The sequence below is a fragment of the Achromobacter sp. Marseille-Q4962 genome, assembly GCF_943737005.1.
Lineage (GTDB): Bacteria > Pseudomonadota > Gammaproteobacteria > Burkholderiales > Burkholderiaceae_B > Achromobacter.
Genome location: NZ_CALSFU010000004.1, coordinates 179,992 through 198,022 on the forward strand (window position 1 = coordinate 179,992; position 18,031 = coordinate 198,022).

At 66.6% G+C, this 18,031-nt stretch carries 15 protein-coding genes; 8 read left to right on the plus strand and 7 right to left on the minus strand.

What is annotated here, in order from left to right; translation table 11 throughout:
- Positions 1-175: 175 nt before the first annotated feature.
- A complete protein-coding gene (locus NGJ44_RS04980) occupies positions 176-1,375 on the minus strand; it encodes a M20 aminoacylase family protein (protein ID WP_251863277.1) in 1,200 nt (399 codons plus the stop codon).
- Positions 1,376-1,444: 69 nt separating this feature from the next.
- Positions 1,445-3,052: a sigma-54 interaction domain-containing protein gene (locus NGJ44_RS04985; protein WP_251863278.1), complete on the minus strand. Its 1,608-nt coding sequence runs from the start codon at positions 3,050-3,052 to the stop codon at positions 1,445-1,447.
- Positions 3,053-3,191: 139 nt separating this feature from the next.
- On the opposite strand from NGJ44_RS04985, the gene NGJ44_RS04990 reads away from it, so the two are divergent.
- From NGJ44_RS04990 to NGJ44_RS05025, 8 genes are all read left to right on the plus strand, one after another.
- A complete protein-coding gene (locus NGJ44_RS04990; RefSeq protein ID WP_251863279.1) occupies positions 3,192-4,736 on the plus strand; it encodes an acyl-CoA carboxylase subunit beta in 1,545 nt (514 codons plus the stop codon).
- 59 nt (positions 4,737-4,795) lie between these two features.
- Positions 4,796-5,788 (plus strand): Bug family tripartite tricarboxylate transporter substrate binding protein, encoded by a 993-nt coding sequence (locus tag NGJ44_RS04995; RefSeq protein ID WP_251863280.1) that lies wholly within the window; start codon positions 4,796-4,798, stop codon positions 5,786-5,788.
- Between the two features lie 19 nt (positions 5,789-5,807).
- Positions 5,808-7,880, plus strand: coding sequence for an acetate--CoA ligase family protein (locus tag NGJ44_RS05000; RefSeq protein WP_251863300.1), 2,073 nt, complete (start codon positions 5,808-5,810; stop codon positions 7,878-7,880).
- A complete protein-coding gene (locus NGJ44_RS05005; RefSeq protein ID WP_251863281.1) occupies positions 7,877-9,271 on the plus strand; it encodes an acetyl-CoA carboxylase biotin carboxylase subunit in 1,395 nt (464 codons plus the stop codon). Before NGJ44_RS05000 ends, NGJ44_RS05005 begins: the two co-directional genes overlap by 4 nt.
- A 21-nt stretch (positions 9,272-9,292) precedes the next feature.
- Positions 9,293-9,505, plus strand: a complete 213-nt coding sequence (locus NGJ44_RS05010) for an acyl-CoA carboxylase biotin carboxyl carrier protein subunit (protein ID WP_251863282.1) — start codon at positions 9,293-9,295, stop codon at positions 9,503-9,505.
- A 91-nt stretch (positions 9,506-9,596) separates the two neighbouring features.
- Positions 9,597-9,893, plus strand: coding sequence for a Zn-ribbon domain-containing OB-fold protein (locus tag NGJ44_RS05015; RefSeq protein WP_353506945.1), 297 nt, complete (start codon positions 9,597-9,599; stop codon positions 9,891-9,893).
- Entirely contained in the window at positions 9,883-11,034 is a 1,152-nt protein-coding gene (locus NGJ44_RS05020) for an acetyl-CoA acetyltransferase (RefSeq protein ID WP_251863284.1), read from the plus strand. The genes NGJ44_RS05015 and NGJ44_RS05020 overlap by 11 nt, the downstream gene beginning before the upstream one ends.
- 8 nt (positions 11,035-11,042) lie before the next feature.
- Positions 11,043-12,374 (plus strand): 3-hydroxyacyl-CoA dehydrogenase, encoded by a 1,332-nt coding sequence (locus NGJ44_RS05025; protein WP_251863285.1) that lies wholly within the window; start codon positions 11,043-11,045, stop codon positions 12,372-12,374.
- 24 nt (positions 12,375-12,398) lie between these two features.
- Here NGJ44_RS05025 and NGJ44_RS05030 read toward each other — a convergent pair whose 3' ends face one another.
- The 5 genes from NGJ44_RS05030 to NGJ44_RS05050 are packed head-to-tail and all read right to left on the minus strand — an operon-like array spanning position 12,399 to position 17,931.
- Positions 12,399-13,418, minus strand: coding sequence for an ABC transporter ATP-binding protein (locus tag NGJ44_RS05030; RefSeq protein WP_251863286.1), 1,020 nt, complete (start codon positions 13,416-13,418; stop codon positions 12,399-12,401).
- Entirely contained in the window at positions 13,415-14,422 is a 1,008-nt protein-coding gene (locus tag NGJ44_RS05035) for an ABC transporter ATP-binding protein (protein ID WP_053244396.1), read from the minus strand. The genes NGJ44_RS05030 and NGJ44_RS05035 overlap by 4 nt, the downstream gene beginning before the upstream one ends.
- Before the next feature lie 11 nt (positions 14,423-14,433).
- On the minus strand, positions 14,434-15,354 hold the full coding sequence (locus NGJ44_RS05040) for an ABC transporter permease (RefSeq protein WP_353506946.1): 921 nt from the start codon (positions 15,352-15,354) through the stop codon (positions 14,434-14,436).
- Positions 15,351-16,325, minus strand: a complete 975-nt coding sequence (locus tag NGJ44_RS05045; RefSeq protein WP_251863287.1) for an ABC transporter permease — start codon at positions 16,323-16,325, stop codon at positions 15,351-15,353. Before NGJ44_RS05045 ends, NGJ44_RS05040 begins: the two co-directional genes overlap by 4 nt.
- Before the next feature lie 19 nt (positions 16,326-16,344).
- Positions 16,345-17,931 carry an ABC transporter substrate-binding protein gene (locus NGJ44_RS05050; protein ID WP_251863288.1) on the minus strand — a complete coding sequence of 529 codons (1,587 nt, stop codon included), beginning with the start codon at positions 17,929-17,931 and terminating at the stop codon, positions 16,345-16,347.
- Positions 17,932-18,031 lie beyond the last annotated feature (100 nt).

Below are 18,031 nucleotides of genomic sequence, written 5' to 3' on the forward strand. Positions count from 1 at the left end.
GTGCGAATGTCGGGAAAGAACCGATTATGAAAAGCGCCACCCCCAATCTCAAACGAAGTTATCGGCTTGTCGACCAAGCTTCGTGTCATATAAGAAAGAATAAGGCCGCGGCGCCTTGCCGCGGCCTTATTCGCCCTGCATATAAGCAAAGACTCGCAAACGGCGGTTTCCCGGATCAGACCGCCGGCAGGTAGGCTTCCACCAGCTTCACCCAGTAGGTCGCGCCCACCGGCAGCAGCGCGTCGTTGAAATCGTAGTTCGGATTGTGTAGCTGGCACGGTCCCATGCCGTGATAGGTTTCGAGCCGGTGATCGCCGTCGCCATTGCCCAGGAACAGATACGCCCCCGGCACCTTTTCGAGATAAAAGGAGAAGTCTTCCGCGCCCATGAAGGGCGGCATGTCGCGCAGCACGTGCTGCGCGCCGAACGTCTGCTCGGCCACCCTGGCCGCGAACTCGGTTTCTTTTTCCCAGTTCACCAGCGGCGGATACGCGCGCACGAAATCCAGCTCGCCCGTGCCGCCGTATACCTGCGGCAGCGTCGTGGCGATGCGGCGCATGTCGGCCTCGATCTTGTCCAGCGTTTCCACGGTATACGTGCGCACCGTGCCGCGCAGCACCGCCTCGCCCGGAATCACGTTGTACGCATCGCCTGCGTGGATCTGCGTGATGGACAGCACGGCCTGCTCCAGCGGATTCTTGCTGCGGGAAATCACCGTCTGCAACGCATGCACCATATCGGCCGCCACGATGATCGGATCCACCGACGCATGCGGCTGCGCCGCGTGCCCGCCCACGCCGCGGATCACGATGTCCCAGCGGTTGCTCGAGGCCATGGTCGGCCCCGCCCGAAAGCCGAACTGGTTCACCGGCATGCCCGGCATATTGTGGATGCCGAACACCGCATCGCACGGAAAGCGCTCGAACAGGCCGTCCTCCATCATGGCGCGCGCGCCCGCGTTGCCGCCTTCCTCGGCCGGCTGGAAGATGAACACCGCCGTGCCGTCGAAATTGCGATGCGTGGCCAGATACTGCGCCGCGCCCAGCAGCATGGTGGTGTGCCCGTCATGTCCACAGCCGTGCATGCGGCCGCTGACGGTGGACTTGTGCGCGAACCGGTTGTGCTCCGGCATCGGCAGCGCATCCATGTCCGCGCGCAAGCCTATCGTCTTCTTGCCGCTGCCCGCGCGCAGAACGCCCACCACCCCGGTTTTCCCCAGGCCCGTGTGGACTTCCAGCCCCCATTTGCGCAGCCGCTCGGCCACCAGCGCGGAAGTGCGGGTTTCGTTGAACGCCAGCTCGGGATGGGCATGGATGTCGCGGCGCAATTCGGTGAGCTCGCCGTGCGCGCGCTCGATTTCGGCAATAGTCTTCATGGCTGTGGATAAGTTGGGTGCGAGATGGTTCGTTTTAGCACGCGTGCCGGCGGCTGAACATCGTCCTGTTCAGCCGCCCCGGGCCAGTATCTTGTACAGATGCGAGCGCGCGATACCCAGTTTCTCGGCCGCCTTTTTCTTGTTGCCTCCCGTTTCCGCGACGGCGCGCAACACCGCGTGGTAGGCGAGCTCGTCGAGCCGGCCCGTCCGGACCGGCGCCGGTGGAATTTCCGCTTCTCCCGCGGCATTGCGCTCGAAGTCCTGCACGCGCAGTTCTTCCATGTCGCAGAACACCAGCGCTTCCTCCACGCGCTGGCGGAGCTGGCGGACGTTGCCGGGCCAATCGCGGTTGGCCAGGTAGCGGATGACGTCGCCGCTGATGCGCGGCACCGGCATGCCATTGCGGCGGCAGAAACCGTGCACGAAGTGCTGCAGGAGCTCGGGAATGTCCTCGCGCCGATGGCGCAGGGCAGGGATGCGCAGCACGACGCCGCTCAGGCGGTAATACAGATCCAGTCGGAATCGCTCGGCGTCGATCAGCCCTTGCATGTGGCGGTTGGTTGCGGTGATGAGGCGGAAGTTCACCTGCCGCGATTCGCCGCCGCCCAGCGGCTCGATGCGGCGGTCTTCCAGAACACGCAGCAGCTTGACCTGCATCTCCAGGGGAATATCGCCCACCTCGTCCAAAAACAGCGTGCCGCCGCCGGCCTGTTCGATGCGTCCGCGCTGGCCGCGCCGGTTGCCTCCCGTGAAGGCCCCGGCTTCGTATCCGAACAGCTCCGCCTCGATGAGCGTCGCCGGCAGCGCGGCCAGGTTCAGGCTCACCAGCGGCGCCCCGCCATCGCCGTGGGCCGTGCGGTGAATGGCCTGCGCCACGAGTTCCTTGCCGGTTCCGCTTTCGCCCAGGACCAGCACCGGCACGTCCAGGTGCGCCACCGTCTCTATCTCGCGCCGCAGGCGCTGCATGGGCGCGCTGCGCCCGATCAGCAGGCCCGCCGCGCCATGGTCTGGCGTGTCGCTTTCCTGCTCGGCGCGGCGTTGGATCACCGTGCGCTGCATGCGGAACACGGCCTCGGGCTCTTTGAACAGAACCTGGCCGATGGCCCCCACGACTTCGTCCCCGCGACGGATGGGCAGCCGGTTCACCACCCGCGTCACCCCCAGCATGTGCTGCAGTTGCGCGATCTCCGCCTTGCCGGACCGCGCCACCTCCGGCAGGCGCGAGTTCGGGATCACCTTCGCGGCGGGCTGCCCAATCGCCTCGCCGCGTTTCAGTCCCAGGAAGCGCTCGTGGACTTCGCTGATGTAGCACATGCGTCCCTGGACATCCGCCACGGTCACCGCTTGATAGGGGTTGCTGATCATGAAGCCGAATATCTCGGTGGCGAAAGGCACCGCCGCGATGAAATCGAATAGAGGGCCCGCGCGCTCCGCGCGGCGCAGCAGCACGGCGCAACCGTCGCCCTGCGGACAGCCCAGCGCCAGGAACCGGCCCTGCTGGCCCGCGTCCACCTCGAAAAGGCGTTCGGCGCCGTCCCTGCCGACCGCGTTCCGCGCAGCCCCGGCGCAGGCATCCCGCACGGCCGCCTGGTCCGCGGCGCCCCGGCTCCAGACCACGCGCCAATCGCCGTCGAACACGACGATGCTCAGCTCCGCCCGTGTACTCAATGAGGACAACAGTGTCTCCTTTCTGTCCACACCTGTCTTTATTGAGAACAGTCTAATGTCATACGCCGGGAACCTCCAAGGGAAAACCGGGTTGGCACGTTCATTGCTTCAGGAGTGTACGCAATAAATACACATCTAGGAGTCTGCCATGTCCTGGCAACCGGAAGTCGACGAACTGCAATACCGCAAGAAACTGGCTATGAAGATGGGCGGGCCGGACAAGGTCCAACGCCACAAGGACGCAGGCAAGCTGACCGTGCGCGAACGCGTGGAGGCGGTGGCCGATGCGGACAGCTTCAACGAAATAGGCGTGCTGGCGGGCAGCGGCCAGTACGACGCCTCGGGCAAGTTGCTGGACTTCACGCCGTCGAATCTCGTCATCGGCCATGCCCGGATCCAGGGCAGGCCCGTCGTGCTCATGGGAGACGACTTCACGGTGCGGGGCGGCGCCAACGATGGCGCGGTCGGCGAGAAGCTCATCTATGCGGAACGCATGGCCGCAGACCTGCGGCTTCCCATCATCCGCCTGGTGGACGGCACGGGCGGCGGCGGTTCGGTGCGCAATATCGAGACCAAGGGCCACACGCTCATCCCCACCATGAAAGTCTGGCGGCACGTGGTGGAAAACATGACGCGGGTGCCGGTGGTGTCCCTGGCGCTGGGCTCGGTGGCGGGCATGGGCGCGGCGCGCGTCGCGGCCAGCCACTACTCGGTCATGGTCAAGGACACGTCCCAGCTCTTCAACGCCGGCCCGCCCGTCGTGGCGCGCACGGGCCAGATCGTCTCCAAGAACGAGCTGGGCGGCAGCCAGATCCATACGCGCAATGGCGTGGTGGACGACGAGGCCGACAGCGAGGAGGAGGCCTTCGAGCGCGCGCGGCGCTTTCTCTCGTATCTGCCGTCCTCGGTTTTCGAACTGCCTCCGCGCGGGCCCGCGCCCGCCGAGGCGGCCAACCAGGAATGGCTGCTTTCGGCCATCCCGCGCGACTCCCGCTCGGTCTACAAGATCCGCCCCATCGTCGAAGCGCTGGCCGACCCCGGCAGCTTCATGGAGATGGGCCGCAAATGGGGCAAGGCCCTGGTTACGGGATTGGCCCGTATAGACGGATGGCCCGTCGCCGTGCTTGCCAGCGACCCTTATCACTATGGCGGCGGCTGGGACCGCGCGACGGCCGAGAAACTGACGCGCTTCGTCGATCTTGCGCAGGCGTTTCACCTGCCCGTGGTGAATCTGGTGGACATTGCCGGATTCCAGATCGGCGTGGACGCCGAAAAATCGGGCGTGATGCGCTACGGCGTGCGCGCGCTGGCCGCCGTGTACCAGGCCACGGTTCCCTGGTGCTCCATCATCATCCGGCGCGCCTATGGCGTGGCCGCCGCGGCCCACCAGCACATGGGCCGCCACAACTTCCGCTATGCCTGGCCATCGGCGAACTGGGGCTCTCTTCCCATCGAGGGCGGCCTGGAAGTGGCCTACAAGGCCGAAATCGAAGGCGCCGACGATCCCGAACGCAAGCGCGCCGAAATCGAGCAGCGCGTGCGCAGCCTGACTTCGCCGTTCCGCAGCGCGGAAGCGTTCGTAATCGAAGACATCATCGATCCCCGCCAGACCCGAAACAAACTGGTGGATTTCGTCAACCTGACCGCCCGCCTGCGCGAGCCCGGCCAGGTCAGCTTCGGCATCCGTCCTTGAAGGCCAGACGCCGCACACCACGACAACGGGCCGTTTCGCCCGGCATATGGAGACTTCACATGTTTTCTCGCAGACACTGCGTCAGGTCGCTGGGCCTCGCCCTGCTCGCTGCCATGACAGGCGTCTTGCCGCCTGCGGCCGGCGCGGCCGACGCCAAGTGGCCTTCCAAGCCCATCACCATCATCGTGCCGTTTCCCGCGGGCGGCATGACCGACGTGCTGGCCCGCCGCATGGCCAAAGACATGAGCGACGCGCTGCATCAATCGGTGGTCGTGGAAAACCGCGCCGGCGCGAGCGGCCAGATCGGCACGCAATTCGTCGCGCGCGCCGAGCCCGACGGCTACACCCTGCTGGTCTCGGCCACGCATCACGTCATCAACCCCGCCGTGCGCGCCAATCTTCCCTATGACGCGCGCAAGGACTTCACCCCCCTGGCCTTGCTGGCCACCACGCCGAACCTGCTCGTCGTCAACAACAACGTCCCCGTCAATGACGTGCAGGGTTTCGTTGCGTACGCCAAACAGCGTCCAGGCGGCGTAATGTTCGGCTCTTCCAGCATCGGCGGAGCCACCCATCTGTCCGGCGAACTGTTCAAGCTCGAAACCGGCGCGCCGATGACGCACGTGCCGTACAAGGGGGCCTCGCCCGCGCTTACCGACCTGCTGGGCGGCCAGATCCCCGCGCTGTTCCATGACGTGATGACCATGGCGCCCTATGTGCGCGACGGCCGGGTCAAGGCGCTGGGCGTTACCTCGTCCAGGCGCAGCGCGGCCTTGCCCCAGGTGCCCACTATCGCGGAGCAGGGCGTTCCGGGTTACGAGGCCATCACCTGGATCGGCTTCTACGGGCCGGCCGGCCTTGCTCCGGCCATCGCCGCACGGCTCAATGAGCTCGCCCGCGCCAGCATGAACAGCAGCCAGGCCAGGCCCTGGTTCGCGGAGAACGGCACGGAACCGGGAGACATGGATCTCGCCCGGTTCGCCGGGTTCGTCAACAGCGAGCTCGACAAGTGGAAGAACGTCGTCGCGCGAGCGGGAGTGAAAATTGAATAAGCCGTCCTGCGCCAGCGCCATGCTGGATCTGTTGAATCCGCGCCGGGTTGCCGTACTGGGCGCGTCCGAGAACCCGATCAAGGCGGGCGGGCGTCCGATCGCCTACATGCAAAGACATGGCTTTGCCGGAGAGGTCTACCCCATCAACCCCAATCGTGCCGAGGTCCAGGGGTTGCACAGCTACAAAACGCTGGCCGACCTTCCTCAATCACCCGACCTCGTCGTGATCAGCGTGGCCGGCAAGGATGTGGAAGCCGCCGTGGAGCAGTGCGTGAGCGTGGGCGCCAGGGGCGCGGTGATCTATTCTTCCGGCTTTGCCGAGCTGGGCCCGGAAGGAGAGCGCGCCCAGCAACGCCTGGTGGCGCGCGCCCGGCAAGCCGGGCTGCGGCTGTTCGGCCCCAATACGCAGGGCATCGCCAATTTCCGCTCCAACGCCATCCTGAGTTTTTCCACGATGATCAACGAGTGCCCGCCCCAGGACGGCGGCATCGCCATCGTGAGCCAGAGCGGCGCCGGCGCCGCCATCGTCTACGGCGGCCTGCGGCGCCAGGGCCTGGGCGTGCGCTACCTGGTCGCCACCGGGAACGAAGCCGATCTCGACACCGGTGAGACGGTGCTCGGCGTGCTCGAGGACCCGGACCTGCGGCTGGTGCTGATGTACGCGGAATCGCTGCGCGACCCCGGCACGCTTGTCCGGGCCGCGAGGCTGGCCGCGCAACGGGATGTCCCCATCCTGGCCGTCAAGGCCGGCCGCACGCAGGCTGGCCAGCAGACCGCCAGCTCGCATACGGGAGCGCTTGCCAGCGAGGATGCCCTGGCCGACGCATTCCTGCGGCAGAACAACATCGTCCGCCTGCGCGATTTTCAGGAGCTGATCGAATACGCGCCGCTTTTCGAGCGGCGCGCCCGGCCGCGCGGCAATCGCATCGTCGCCATCAGCAACTCGGGAGCGACCTGCGTGCTGGCGGCCGACGCCGCCGAGCAGAACGGCATGGCGCTGGGACGCTTCTCCCCGGCGGAAACCGAGACGCTGCGCGGGGTGCTTCCTCCGTTCGTCGCGCCACGCAACCCCATCGACATGACGACGGCGCTGCTGGGGCAGCCGGACATCTACGGACGCGCGCTGCAGGCCGTCGCGCAAAGCGGCGCCGCGGACAGCTTCTTCGTCGGGTTTCCCATCGGCGGCGAAGGCTACGACATGGCGTATTTCGCCCGGCAGACCTCGGACTTCGTGGCGCAGACCGGCCTGCCGGTCACGGTGTGCGCCGTGCAGGACTGGGTGGCGCGCGAGTTCCGCGAACGCGGCGTTCCGGTCTTCGAAAGCGAGTTCCGCGCCATACGCGGACTGGCCATGCTCAGGGCGTATACGCAGAACCGGACGCTGGCGTCCCAAAGCGCCGAACGCCTTCCCGCCGTTCCCGCATCGCCTCAGGGCCGCGCCCTCAACGAGCCGGACAGCCTTGCGCTGGTCGCCGAAGCGGGCCTGCCTGTCGCGCGCCGCCAGTGGTGCCGCCAGCGGGACGAGGTTGCGCGGGCCTTCGCCTCGCTGCCCGCGCCCCTGGCCGCAAAAGGCGTTTGCGCGGCCATCACCCACAAGTCGGATCATGGCCTGGTGCGGCTGGGCATTGCCGGCGTCGACCAGGCCCTTCGGGCATGGGACGATTATGCGGAAATCGTGCGCGGCCTGAAGGCGCCCTTCGACGGCCTGCTGCTGGCCGAGCAGTGCCGCGGCGACTTCGAACTGGCGGTCGGCGCGCATTGGGATCCGGTGTTCGGGCCCGTGGTCATGGTGGGGCAGGGCGGCGTACTCGTGGAGGCGCTGCGGGACACGCAATTCCTGGTCTGGCCGTTTGACGCCGCGCAGGCGCAGGCCGCCATCGAACGCCTGGACGTCGCGCGCGGATTCGTCGCCACCCGCAACCTGGCTGCCGTGGACACGCGCGAACTGGCGGCGTTGCTCGTGCGGCTTGGCGCGTGGTTCGCGGCAGGGCAGGGGAAGTACCTATCGGTGGACGCCAACCCCGTCATGGTGCGGCGAGGCGCTGCGCCGATGGTGGTCGATGCCGTCGTCATCCAGGGAGAAAACACATGAGCCGCGCCCATCCTGCTTCCTCCTCCCGGCCGTTGCGACGGGTGCTCATCGCCAATCGCGGCGCGGTGGCCGCGCGCGTGCTGCGGGCGCTGGAGACGCTGGGCCTGGAGTCCGTCGTCATTCACTCGCCCATCGATACCGGGCTGCCCTACGTGGCCCGCGCGACGCAGGCTTACGCGCTGCCCGACGACGCCCCCGCGGCCAGCTATTTGAACCAGGAGGCGATCCTGGACATCGCGCGGCGCAGCGGCGCCGATGCCGTCCATCCAGGCTACGGATTCCTGTCGGAGAACGCGGATTTCGCGCGCAAGGTGCAACAGGCGGGCCTGTGCTTCATCGGCCCGTCTCCGGACTGGATCGAGCGCCTGGGCGAAAAGACCGGCGCGCGACGCTACATGGGCGAGCGCGGCATCGCGCAAACGGCAAGCTCTCCGGTGCTTCCCGACGATGCCGGGCGGGTGGCTGCCGCCGCCGCCGCGATCGGCTATCCGGTGCTGATCAAACCGGCCGGCGGAGGCGGGGGAATCGGCATGGTGCCGGTGCATGGCGAAGCTGATCTGGCGCCGGCCTGGGCCAGCGCGCGCGCCATGGCCGCGCGCAGTTTCGGCGAGCCCGCCCTCTATCTGGAAAAACTGCTCGAACGGCCGCGCCATATCGAGTTCCAGTTCCTGGCCGACCGCTACGGAAGCGTGCGGGCGCTGCATGAACGCGATTGCAGCGTACAGCGCCGTCACCAGAAAGTCATCGAAGAAGCGCGCGCCCCCGGCCTGGATATCCGCGAGGTCGAGGCCATGTCCGCCCAGCTCGAAACACTGCTGGCCAAAGTGGGCTATGACGTTATCGGCACGGTGGAGATGCTCTACACGCCACAAGAAGGTTTCAGCTTCCTGGAGGTCAATACCCGCCTGCAGGTCGAGCATGCGGTAACCGAAGAGATCACCGGCGTGGACATCGTGTCCGCACAGATCCGGCTGGCGGCCGGCGAACCGCTGGATGCCGTGCTGGGCGCGCCTGCCCCCCCCGCGGGGCACGCGATCCAGGCACGCATTTACGCGGAAGATCCCAAGCGCTTCTTCCCATCCCCGGGCCGCCTGTCGGCGTTTTCATTGCCGGGCGGGGCAGGCATCCGCATCGAAACGGGTTATGCGGAAGGCTGCGACGTGCCTCGCCACTACGACCCTCTGGTCGCCAAGGTGATTGCGCACGGCGCGGACAGGCGGCAGGCCATCCAGCGTCTGGGCCAGGCGCTGTCGGCCTGCCGGATCGAGGGCATCAAGACCAATGTTCCTTTCCTGCTGCACGCGCTGGCGCACCCGGAGTACCTGGACGGGACATTGGATATCCGCATTACCGAACGCGTGCTGGCCGCTCCCGAAACCGTTCCTGCCTGAGTCAATTACGAGCAAAACATCATGAACACCATCAAATCCATCGTCTCCGGATCCGTCATCAAGATTCACGTCGGACCCGGCCAGAACGTCCAGCCGGGCGACGTCATCGTCACCGTCGAGTCCATGAAAATGGAAATTCCCGTAGAAGCCGAAGAGGCGGGCACCATCGGCGAAATACTGGTTTCCGAAGGGCAGCCCGTCAGCGAGGAAGACGATGTCGCAACCTATGCCTGAGTCCGATTCTCCGCCCCCGGATGCGCAGTACCGGCGCTTTCTCGCGGAAGGACGGTTTTGCCTGCAGCGCTGCACAGCCTCCGGAAATTTCGTGTTCTACCCGCGCGTCATCTCGCCCTGGAGCGGCCGCTCCACCTTGCAATGGCAGGATGTCAGCGGGCGCGGCGAAGTCTATTCCACAACCGTCGTAAGGCGCCGCCAGGAGAAGGGCGGAGACTACAACGTGGCGCTGATCCAGCTCGAAGAAGGCCCGCGCATGCTGAGCCGTGTGGAGGGCATCGCGCCGGAACGCGTGCGCATCGGCATGGCCGTGCGCGCGCGCATCGCCACCGTGGGCGGACGCCTCAATGTGGTCTTCGATCCGCAGGGGGAAATCCATGGCGCATGAATTGAGAGGCCGGGCCGCGATCATCGGCATTGGCACGACGCCGGGCTGGGAAAACCCGGGCATGAATTCGCTGGACCAGCTCGCCGTGGCAGTGTCGGCCGCGTGCGACGACGCCGGAATCGCCGTCAGCGACATCGACGGGCTTTTCGCCGCCACGCTCTCGGAATTCTTTCCCAAGCTTTCGGTCGCCGAATATCTGGGCTTGCGTCCGGCCTACATGGACGGCACCAACATAGGAGGTTCTTCTTTTGTCGGACATCTGCTGCCCGCGCTCATGGCGCTGGATGCCGGCCTGTGCAAGGTGGCCTGCATCTGCTATGGATCGGATCAGCGGTCACAAGGCGCCCGGCTCAAGTCGCTCTCCGAGCGCATGAACTGGGAAGCGGACTTCGAACCCCGCAGCCCGATCTCCGGCTATGCGTTGGCCACGGCTCGCCACATGCACGAATTCGGCACCACGCGCGAACAGCTCGCCGAAGTCGCCGTGGCGGCGCGGGCCTGGGCGCGGCTCAATCCCCAGGCTTACGTGCGCGACGCGCTGTACATCGAGGACGTGCTTGCGTCGCGCATGGTGTCCGATCCTCTTTCGTTGCTGGACTGCTGCCTGGTGACCGACGGCGGCGGCGCGCTCATTCTCGTGCGGGCCGATCGCGCGCGCGACAGCCGCAAGCCTGCCGTCTACGTGCTGGGCGCTGCCAGCGCCACCACCCACAGGCAGATCTCCAGCATGCCGGACCTGACCCGCACCGCCGCGGCGGCGTCCGGCGCGCGCGCTTTCTCCATGTCGGGCCTGCGTCCGGAAGATGTGGACCTGTTGCAGCTCTACGACGCCTTCACCATCAACCCCATCCTGTTTCTGGAAGATCTCGGCTTTTGCGCCAAGGGGGAAGGCGGACCCTTTGTTTCGGGAGGCCGCATCGCGCCCGGCGGAGCGCTGCCCGTCAACACGAACGGCGGCGGGCTGTCGTGCTGCCATCCCGGCATGTACGGCATCTTTGCGCTCATCGAAGCGGTAACGCAACTCCGGGGCGATGCCGGAGACCGGCAGGTCGCCGAACCCTCCATCGCGCTCGCGCACGGCAACGGCGGACAACTCTCCAGCCAGGTGACCGCTCTGCTGGGCACCGTCCAGACGCTATAGGAAGCTTCATGACTCATACGCATGCTCTCATCGATACGGAAGATGCCGCGCGTTATCTTGCCGAGGCGGAAATCCTGGCGTCCGCGCCGCCCGGGTTGCCGGCGCCCCGGCGGGATGTCCGCCGTGCCGGCGTGATCGGCGCGGGAACCATGGGCCGAGGCATTGCCATGGCCTTCGCCAACGCCGGTATTGCGGTGCAGCTTGTCGATCCCGATGCCGAGGCGCGCCAGCGCGCCGCCCAGGCCATGGACGACGCATATGCGGGCGCTGCGGCCAAAGCAAGAATGAGCCCGGAGCAGGCCCGGACCGCGCGCGGCCGCATTGCGCTCACGGATTCGCTATCGGCCCTGGCGGATGCCGACGCCGTGATCGAAGCCGTTTTCGAGGATCTGGCGCTCAAGCAACGGCTGTATGCCGAGGTTTGCGCCATCATCGACGCGGATTGCCTGCTGGCCACCAATACGTCTTTCCTGGATCTGAATGCCATCGGCAGCGCCGCCAGCCACGCGGAGCGAACCGTGGGCATGCATTTCTTCAGTCCGGCCAACATCATGCCGCTGGTGGAGGTGGTGCAAGGCCGCGACACGGCGCCGCAAACCCTGGCCGACGCGCTCGCCCTGGCCTTGAAACTGGGCAAGAAGCCGGTCGCCATGCGCGCCTGCGATGGATTCGTCGGCAACCGCATGCTCTCGCGGCGCACGATCGAGGCGGAAAGCCTGCTGCTGCACGGCGCTCTGCCTCATGAGGTCGATGGCGTCCTGACGCGGTTCGGCTTTCCAATGGGGCCGTTCGCCATGACCGACATGGCGGGCGTCGATGTGAACTGGCGCACCCGCAAGGCGCGCGGACTGCCGCTTGCCATCGCCGACGCGATCTGCGAAGCGGGACGCCTGGGCCAGAAGACCGGCAAAGGCTACTACCGCTACGCGCCAGGAAGCCGCGCGCCCATTCCCGATCCGCAAGTGCAGGCTCTCATCGAGGGCATCGCGCAGACCGCGGGCATCGAGCGGGAGTCTTTTTCCGATACCGAGATACGGGAACGGCTGCTGTACCCCATGATCAACGAAGGCGTGCGCATCCTCTCCGAAGGCGTCATCCGCCGCGCCAGCGACATCGATGTGGTATGGCGGTACGGGTACGGCTGGCCCGCGGCCAGCGTGGGGCCCATGCGCTACGCGGACGAGGCAGGGCTGGTCGCGGTCTGCGACGCACTGGATCGCATGGCGCGCAAGACAGGGCGAGAGTCGCTGGTGCCGCATCCCTTGCTGCGCGAACTGGCCGCAACAGGCCGCAGCCTGGCCGCGCAGCCGGTTCCGGAAAAAACGCCGATACCCTCCTGACGCCTCAAGCCCGTCCGCTCGCCGCTATGCCCCCATATCATTCAAATGACATGCACTCATATGCCCCGGCGCGATCTGCCTCAGCAGCGGCCGCTCCGCCTTGCAGCGCGGCATGGCATGCGGGCATCGCGGATGGAAGGCGCAGCCGGAGGGCGGATCCAGGGGCGAGGGCAGTTCGCCCTGGATGGGCTGATAGGCGCGGCGGCCCGTCGCGAGCGTGGGCAATTCCTTGAGCAGGGCCTGGGTATAGGGGTGGTTGGCGCGCAGGAATACGTCGTCCGTGGTCGCCAGCTCCACGATGCGGCCGAGGTACATGATGGCCACCCGGTCGGACACGTGGCTCACCACGCCCAGGTTGTGGCTGATGAACAGGTACGTCAGGTTCAGTTCTTCGCGCAGCCGGGCGAACAGGTTCAGCACCTGCGCCTGGATGGATACGTCCAATGCCGCCACGGCCTCGTCGCACACGATGACGGAGGGCTTGAGCGCCAGCGCCCGTGCGATGCCGATGCGCTGGCGCTGGCCGCCCGAGAACTGGTGCGGATAGCGCTGCGCGAAAGCGGGGTCCAGCCCCACCTGCCGCATCAGCGCGGCCACGTAATCGGCCTGCTCGCGCCGGGACACCAGCCTGTGCGCCACGGGCGCTTCGCCGACGATGTCGCGCACGCGCATGCGCGGATTGAGCGAGGCCTGGGGATCCTGGAAGATCATCTGCACGCCCAGTTCGTAGGCCCGCCGCTCGGGTCCGTGCATTTCCGCGACGGATACGCCGCGATAGCGCAGTTCGCCGGCCGTAGGCGGCAGAATGCCCGACACCACACGGCCCAGGGTGGACTTGCCGCAGCCGGACTCGCCCACGATGCCCAGCACTTCGCCGGGCCGGACTTCCAGGTCCACGCCGGCCACGGCATGCACCACCTGCGTGCGCAGCCCTGCCCCCAGCAGATTGGCGATGCGCGCCGCGAGGTCCAGCGGCTGCACGAAGCGCAGCTCGATGCCGGAAAGCGCCAGGATGGGCATGTCGGATGTGCGTTCGGCGCTCATGGATTCCGCGGTCCTCCGGCATGCCAGCAGCGCACCCATTGCCCGGGCCGCACCTGTTCGGGCTGCGGCTCGGCCAGACAGGCGTCGGTCGCCCGCGGACATCGCCCGCGGAATGCACAGCCCCGGGGTAGATTCAGCAGGGAAGGCGTCATGCCGGGTATCTGCATGAGCGGCCGGCCCCGCGATTCCGGGGTGGGAATAGAGGCGATGAGTCCATGCGTATAAGGGTGCATGGGATGCCCGATGACGTCCGCGGTACTGCCCGTCTCGACCACGCGGCCGGCATACATCACGGCCACGCGGTCGGCCAGGCCGGCCACCACCGCCAGGTCGTGGGTGATCCAGATGAGCGCGGTGCCCGTCTCGCGGCAGAGTTTCTGCACCTCGAACAGAATCTGGCCCTGGATGGTCACGTCCAGCGCCGTCGTCGGCTCGTCAGCGATGATCAGGCGCGGCGAATTCAGCAGAGCGATGGCGATCGCCACGCGCTGGCGCATGCCGCCCGAGAGCTGGTGCGGGTAGGCGCGCAGGCGTTCCTCGGGCGCCGGAATGCCCACCATGGAAAGCGTCTGCAACGCCCGCTGGCGCGCCTGTTCGCGCGAGACGCGGGCATGGGCGCGCACGGCCTCGATCATCTGCGTGTCCACGCGCAGCACCGGATTGAGCGTCATCATCGGATCCTGGAAGATCATCGCGATGTCGCGTCCGCGCAAGGCGCGCCATTGCTCGGCCGACGCATGGCGCAGATCCTCGCCGTTGAAGCGGATCTCGCCGTCCACCACGCGGCCCGGCTCGTCGAGCAGCCCGATCAGCGAAAACCCCGTGATGCTCTTGCCGGAGCCCGACTCGCCCACCAACCCCAGGATCTCGCCGGGCGCGAGCGTGAGATCCACGCCATCCACCGCCTTGACCACGCCCGCACGGGTGAAGAAATGCGTCCTCAGCCCGCGCACTTCGAGAATGGGCGCGGCGCCAGACGGGTTTTCCACGGCATGCGCGTTCATCTTCCTCCCCCTCAGTTCACATTGCGCGGATTGAGCACGTCGCGCAGGTGATCGCCCACCAGGTTGATGGCGATAATGGCCAGCGCCAGCGCGATGCCCGGGAAGAAGGAAATCCAGTACTGTCCGGAAAGCAGGTACTCGAAGCCGTTGTAGATCAGCATGCCCAGCGAGGGCTCCGTCACCGGCACCCCCACGCCCAGAAAGGAGAGGGTGGCTTCCAGCGCGATGGCATGCGCCAGGTCGATAGTGGCGATGACGATGAGCGGCGGCATGCAATTGGGCAGCACGTGCCTGAACAGCACCCGCCCCCAGGACAGGGACATGCAGCGCGCCGCCTCCACGTATTCCTTGCCCCGCTCCACCAGCGCGGCGCCGCGGGCCGCCCGCGCGAAATACGCCCATTGCACGACAATGAGCGCGATGATCACCTTGTCCACACCCTTGCCCAGGATGGCCAGCAGCATCAGCGCCACCAGGATGGCCGGAAAGGAAAGCTGGATATCCACAATGCGCATCAGCAGCGCGTCGATGCGGCCGCCGAAATAAGCCGCGATCAGACCCACCGTCGCGCCGATGCCGAAGGCGGCCAGCACCGACACGCTGGCCACCAGCAGGCTGGTGCGCATGCCGTAGAGAATCGCCGAGAACAGATCGCGCGCCAGGCCGTCGGTGCCCAGCCAGTAGCGCATGGCGCCGTCGCCGCTCTCGCTGCCCGGCGGCAGCTTGGAGTCCAGGATGTCCAGCGAGGCGAGGTCGTAGGGATTCTGCGGCGCGATCCAGGGCGCCAGCAGCGCGGCGCCCACGACGACGACCAGCATCGCCAGCCCCAGCACCGCAAGCTTGCTGGCGAAGAAATCGCCGGCAACGCGGCGCCACGGCGGAACCTCGGGCGCGGCCGGCGCTTCGGCGGCGGGAACGGCGGGTTGGTTCATCGTCGGCTATCCAGGCGAACGCGGGGATCCAGCACCGTGTAGATGATGTCCACCACGAGATTCAGCATGACCAGGAAAAACACGATCAGCAGCAGATACGCCACCACCACCGGACGGTCCAGCGTGATGATGGAATCGATGAGCAGCTTGCCCATGCCGGGCCAGCGGAACACCGTTTCCGTCACCACCGCGAAGGCCATCACCTGACCGAATTCCAGCCCGGCCACGGTCACCACCGGAATCAGGATGTTCTTCAGCAGGTGCACGCCCAGCACCCGGCCTTCGGACAGGCCCTTGGCGCGCGCGAACTTGATGTAATCCATGGGCAGCGACTCCCGCGTGGCGGCGCGCGTCACGCGGATGATGACCGCGCTCTTGGCGAACGCAAGCGTGGCCGCGGGCAGCGCCAGGCTCTTCCAGCCGTCCAGCGTCAGCACACTGAGCTGCAGTCCGCCGATGTCCACCGTATCGCCCCGGCCGCCGGCCGGCACCCAGCCCAGCATCACCGCGAAAATCATGATGACCATGAGGCCGACCCAGAAATTGGGCAGGGAAAACCCCAGCACCGAGCCGGTCATGATGAGACGCGACGCCGGCGCCTTGGGCTTGAGCCCTGCCCGTATGCCCAGCGGCACCCCGATCAGCACCGACAGCAGCATGGCCACCGTGGCCAGTTCCACCGTGGCCGGCATGCGCTCCAGGATGAGCCGCATGGCCGGCTCGCCCGTGAGGAAACTATTGCCGAAATCGCCGCGCACCGCCTGGCTCATGAAAATCAGGTACTGCCGCCAGAGCGGCAGGTCCAGGCCCAGCGAGGCGCGGATGGCGGCGCGCTGCGCTTCCGTGGCTTCCGGGCTGGCCAGCATCGACACCGGATCGCCCACCATGTAGATGCCGACGAAGACCAGCGCCGACATGACGAGCATGACGACGATGGTCTGCAGCAGCCTTCTTACGATCGTCGCAAGCACGAATAAACGTCCGTCCCGCCTATTTCTTCAGCGTGGCATTGGCCGCCAGCGTGACCTGGTCGGGACGGCCCTCGTAGCGGATGTCGTTCTTCATTGCCCAGACCGACAGCTCGAAGTGGATGGGCAGCATGGCGTAATCGTCCATCGCCATATTGCTGGCCGTGGCCAGCATCTGCGCGCGCTTGGCGTCGTCCATGGTGGCCGAGGCTTCGCGCACCAGATCGTCCATCTTCGGATTCGAATAGCGGCTGCGGTTGGTCGTGCCTTCTCCCGCGTCGGGGTTGCGCGTCATGAGCAGCGAACGCAGCGGATTCGACATTTCGCCGCTGGTCGCCGACCAGCCGGCCAGGTAGGCAGAGAACTGGTAGCTGTCGCGGTTCTTGAAAAAGACCGGAGGCGCCATCGCGTCCACCGTGGTCTTCACCCCGACCCGCGTCCACATGGAGGCGATCGCCTGCGCCACCTTGGAATCGTTCACGTAGCGTCCCGACGGCGCCCCCAGCGTAATCGAGAAGCCATTCGGATAGCCGGCCTCCTTGAGCAGCGCCTTGGCCTTTTCCACGTCGGGCTTGGGCGCCTTGGAATGTTCCTTGGACGTGCCGAACATGGGATAGGGCAGCAGATTGCCGGCCGGCAGCGCCACGCCGCCCATCACACGGTCCACCAGCGCCTGGCGGTTGATCGCCATCGACAGCGCCTCGCGCACGCGCTTGTCCTTCAGCGGGTTCTTTTCCGTACCCTGGATGCCCGGCGACGGCTCGGCATATTGGTCCAGCGCCACATACACCACGCGCACCGAAGGCGTTTCCTCCACGTGCAGCTTCTTGTCGGCCTTCAGCTTGGGCAGGTCGTCGGTGGGCGGATCCTCGATCAGGTCCACATCGCCCGCCAGCAGCGCCGCCACGCGCGCCGCCGCATTGGTAATGGGACGATAGATCACCTTGTCCCACACCGGCTTCTTGCCCCAGTAATTGTCATTGCGCGCCAGCACGAACTCCGCGCCGCGCTTCCACGACACGAACTTGTACGGCCCGGTGCCGACCAGGCCGTCGCCGCTGTTGAGCTCGGTGGTCGTCTTGCCTTCCGGCGCGGGCCCCGAGGCCGCCTTCTTCGACAGGATCGGAAGCTGCGCCAGGTTCACCAGCAGATTGGGCGCGAGCTGCTTGGTGGTAATGCGCACCGTCGTCGGGTCCACCGCCTCGGTCTTGGCCACGTCCGCGAGATACAGCGTGAAAGGCGAGGGGCTGTTGGGCACCTTCGGCACGCGGTCGTACGTGAACACCACGTCTTCCGCGGTAAACGGCGTGCCGTCGGAGAACTTCACATTGGGCCGCAGCTTGAACGTCCAGACCTTGCCGTCCACCGTCCAGGACTCCGCCAGCGCCGGCACGGGCTTGAGCTGGGAATCCGTGGCCACCAGCGTATCGAAAATCGTCTGGGAGATCTGCGTGTTCGGCGTGAGGGCGTGATACTGCGGATCCATCGAAGACGGCTCCGTCTTCAATCCGATCACCAGATCGCGGGCCGCGGCCGGACCCGCCGCGCCCCAGGCCATAGCCACTGCGGCTGCGCCACAGGCCACCACACGCGAAAACCGAGATGCCATTGTGATCTCCCTGGATGGTTTCGAATTGTGAAGCTGGGCCCACATTAACCACCAAACAAGGCACGGCGCAACCCGTTATATTCCCTTATTGTTATCACCC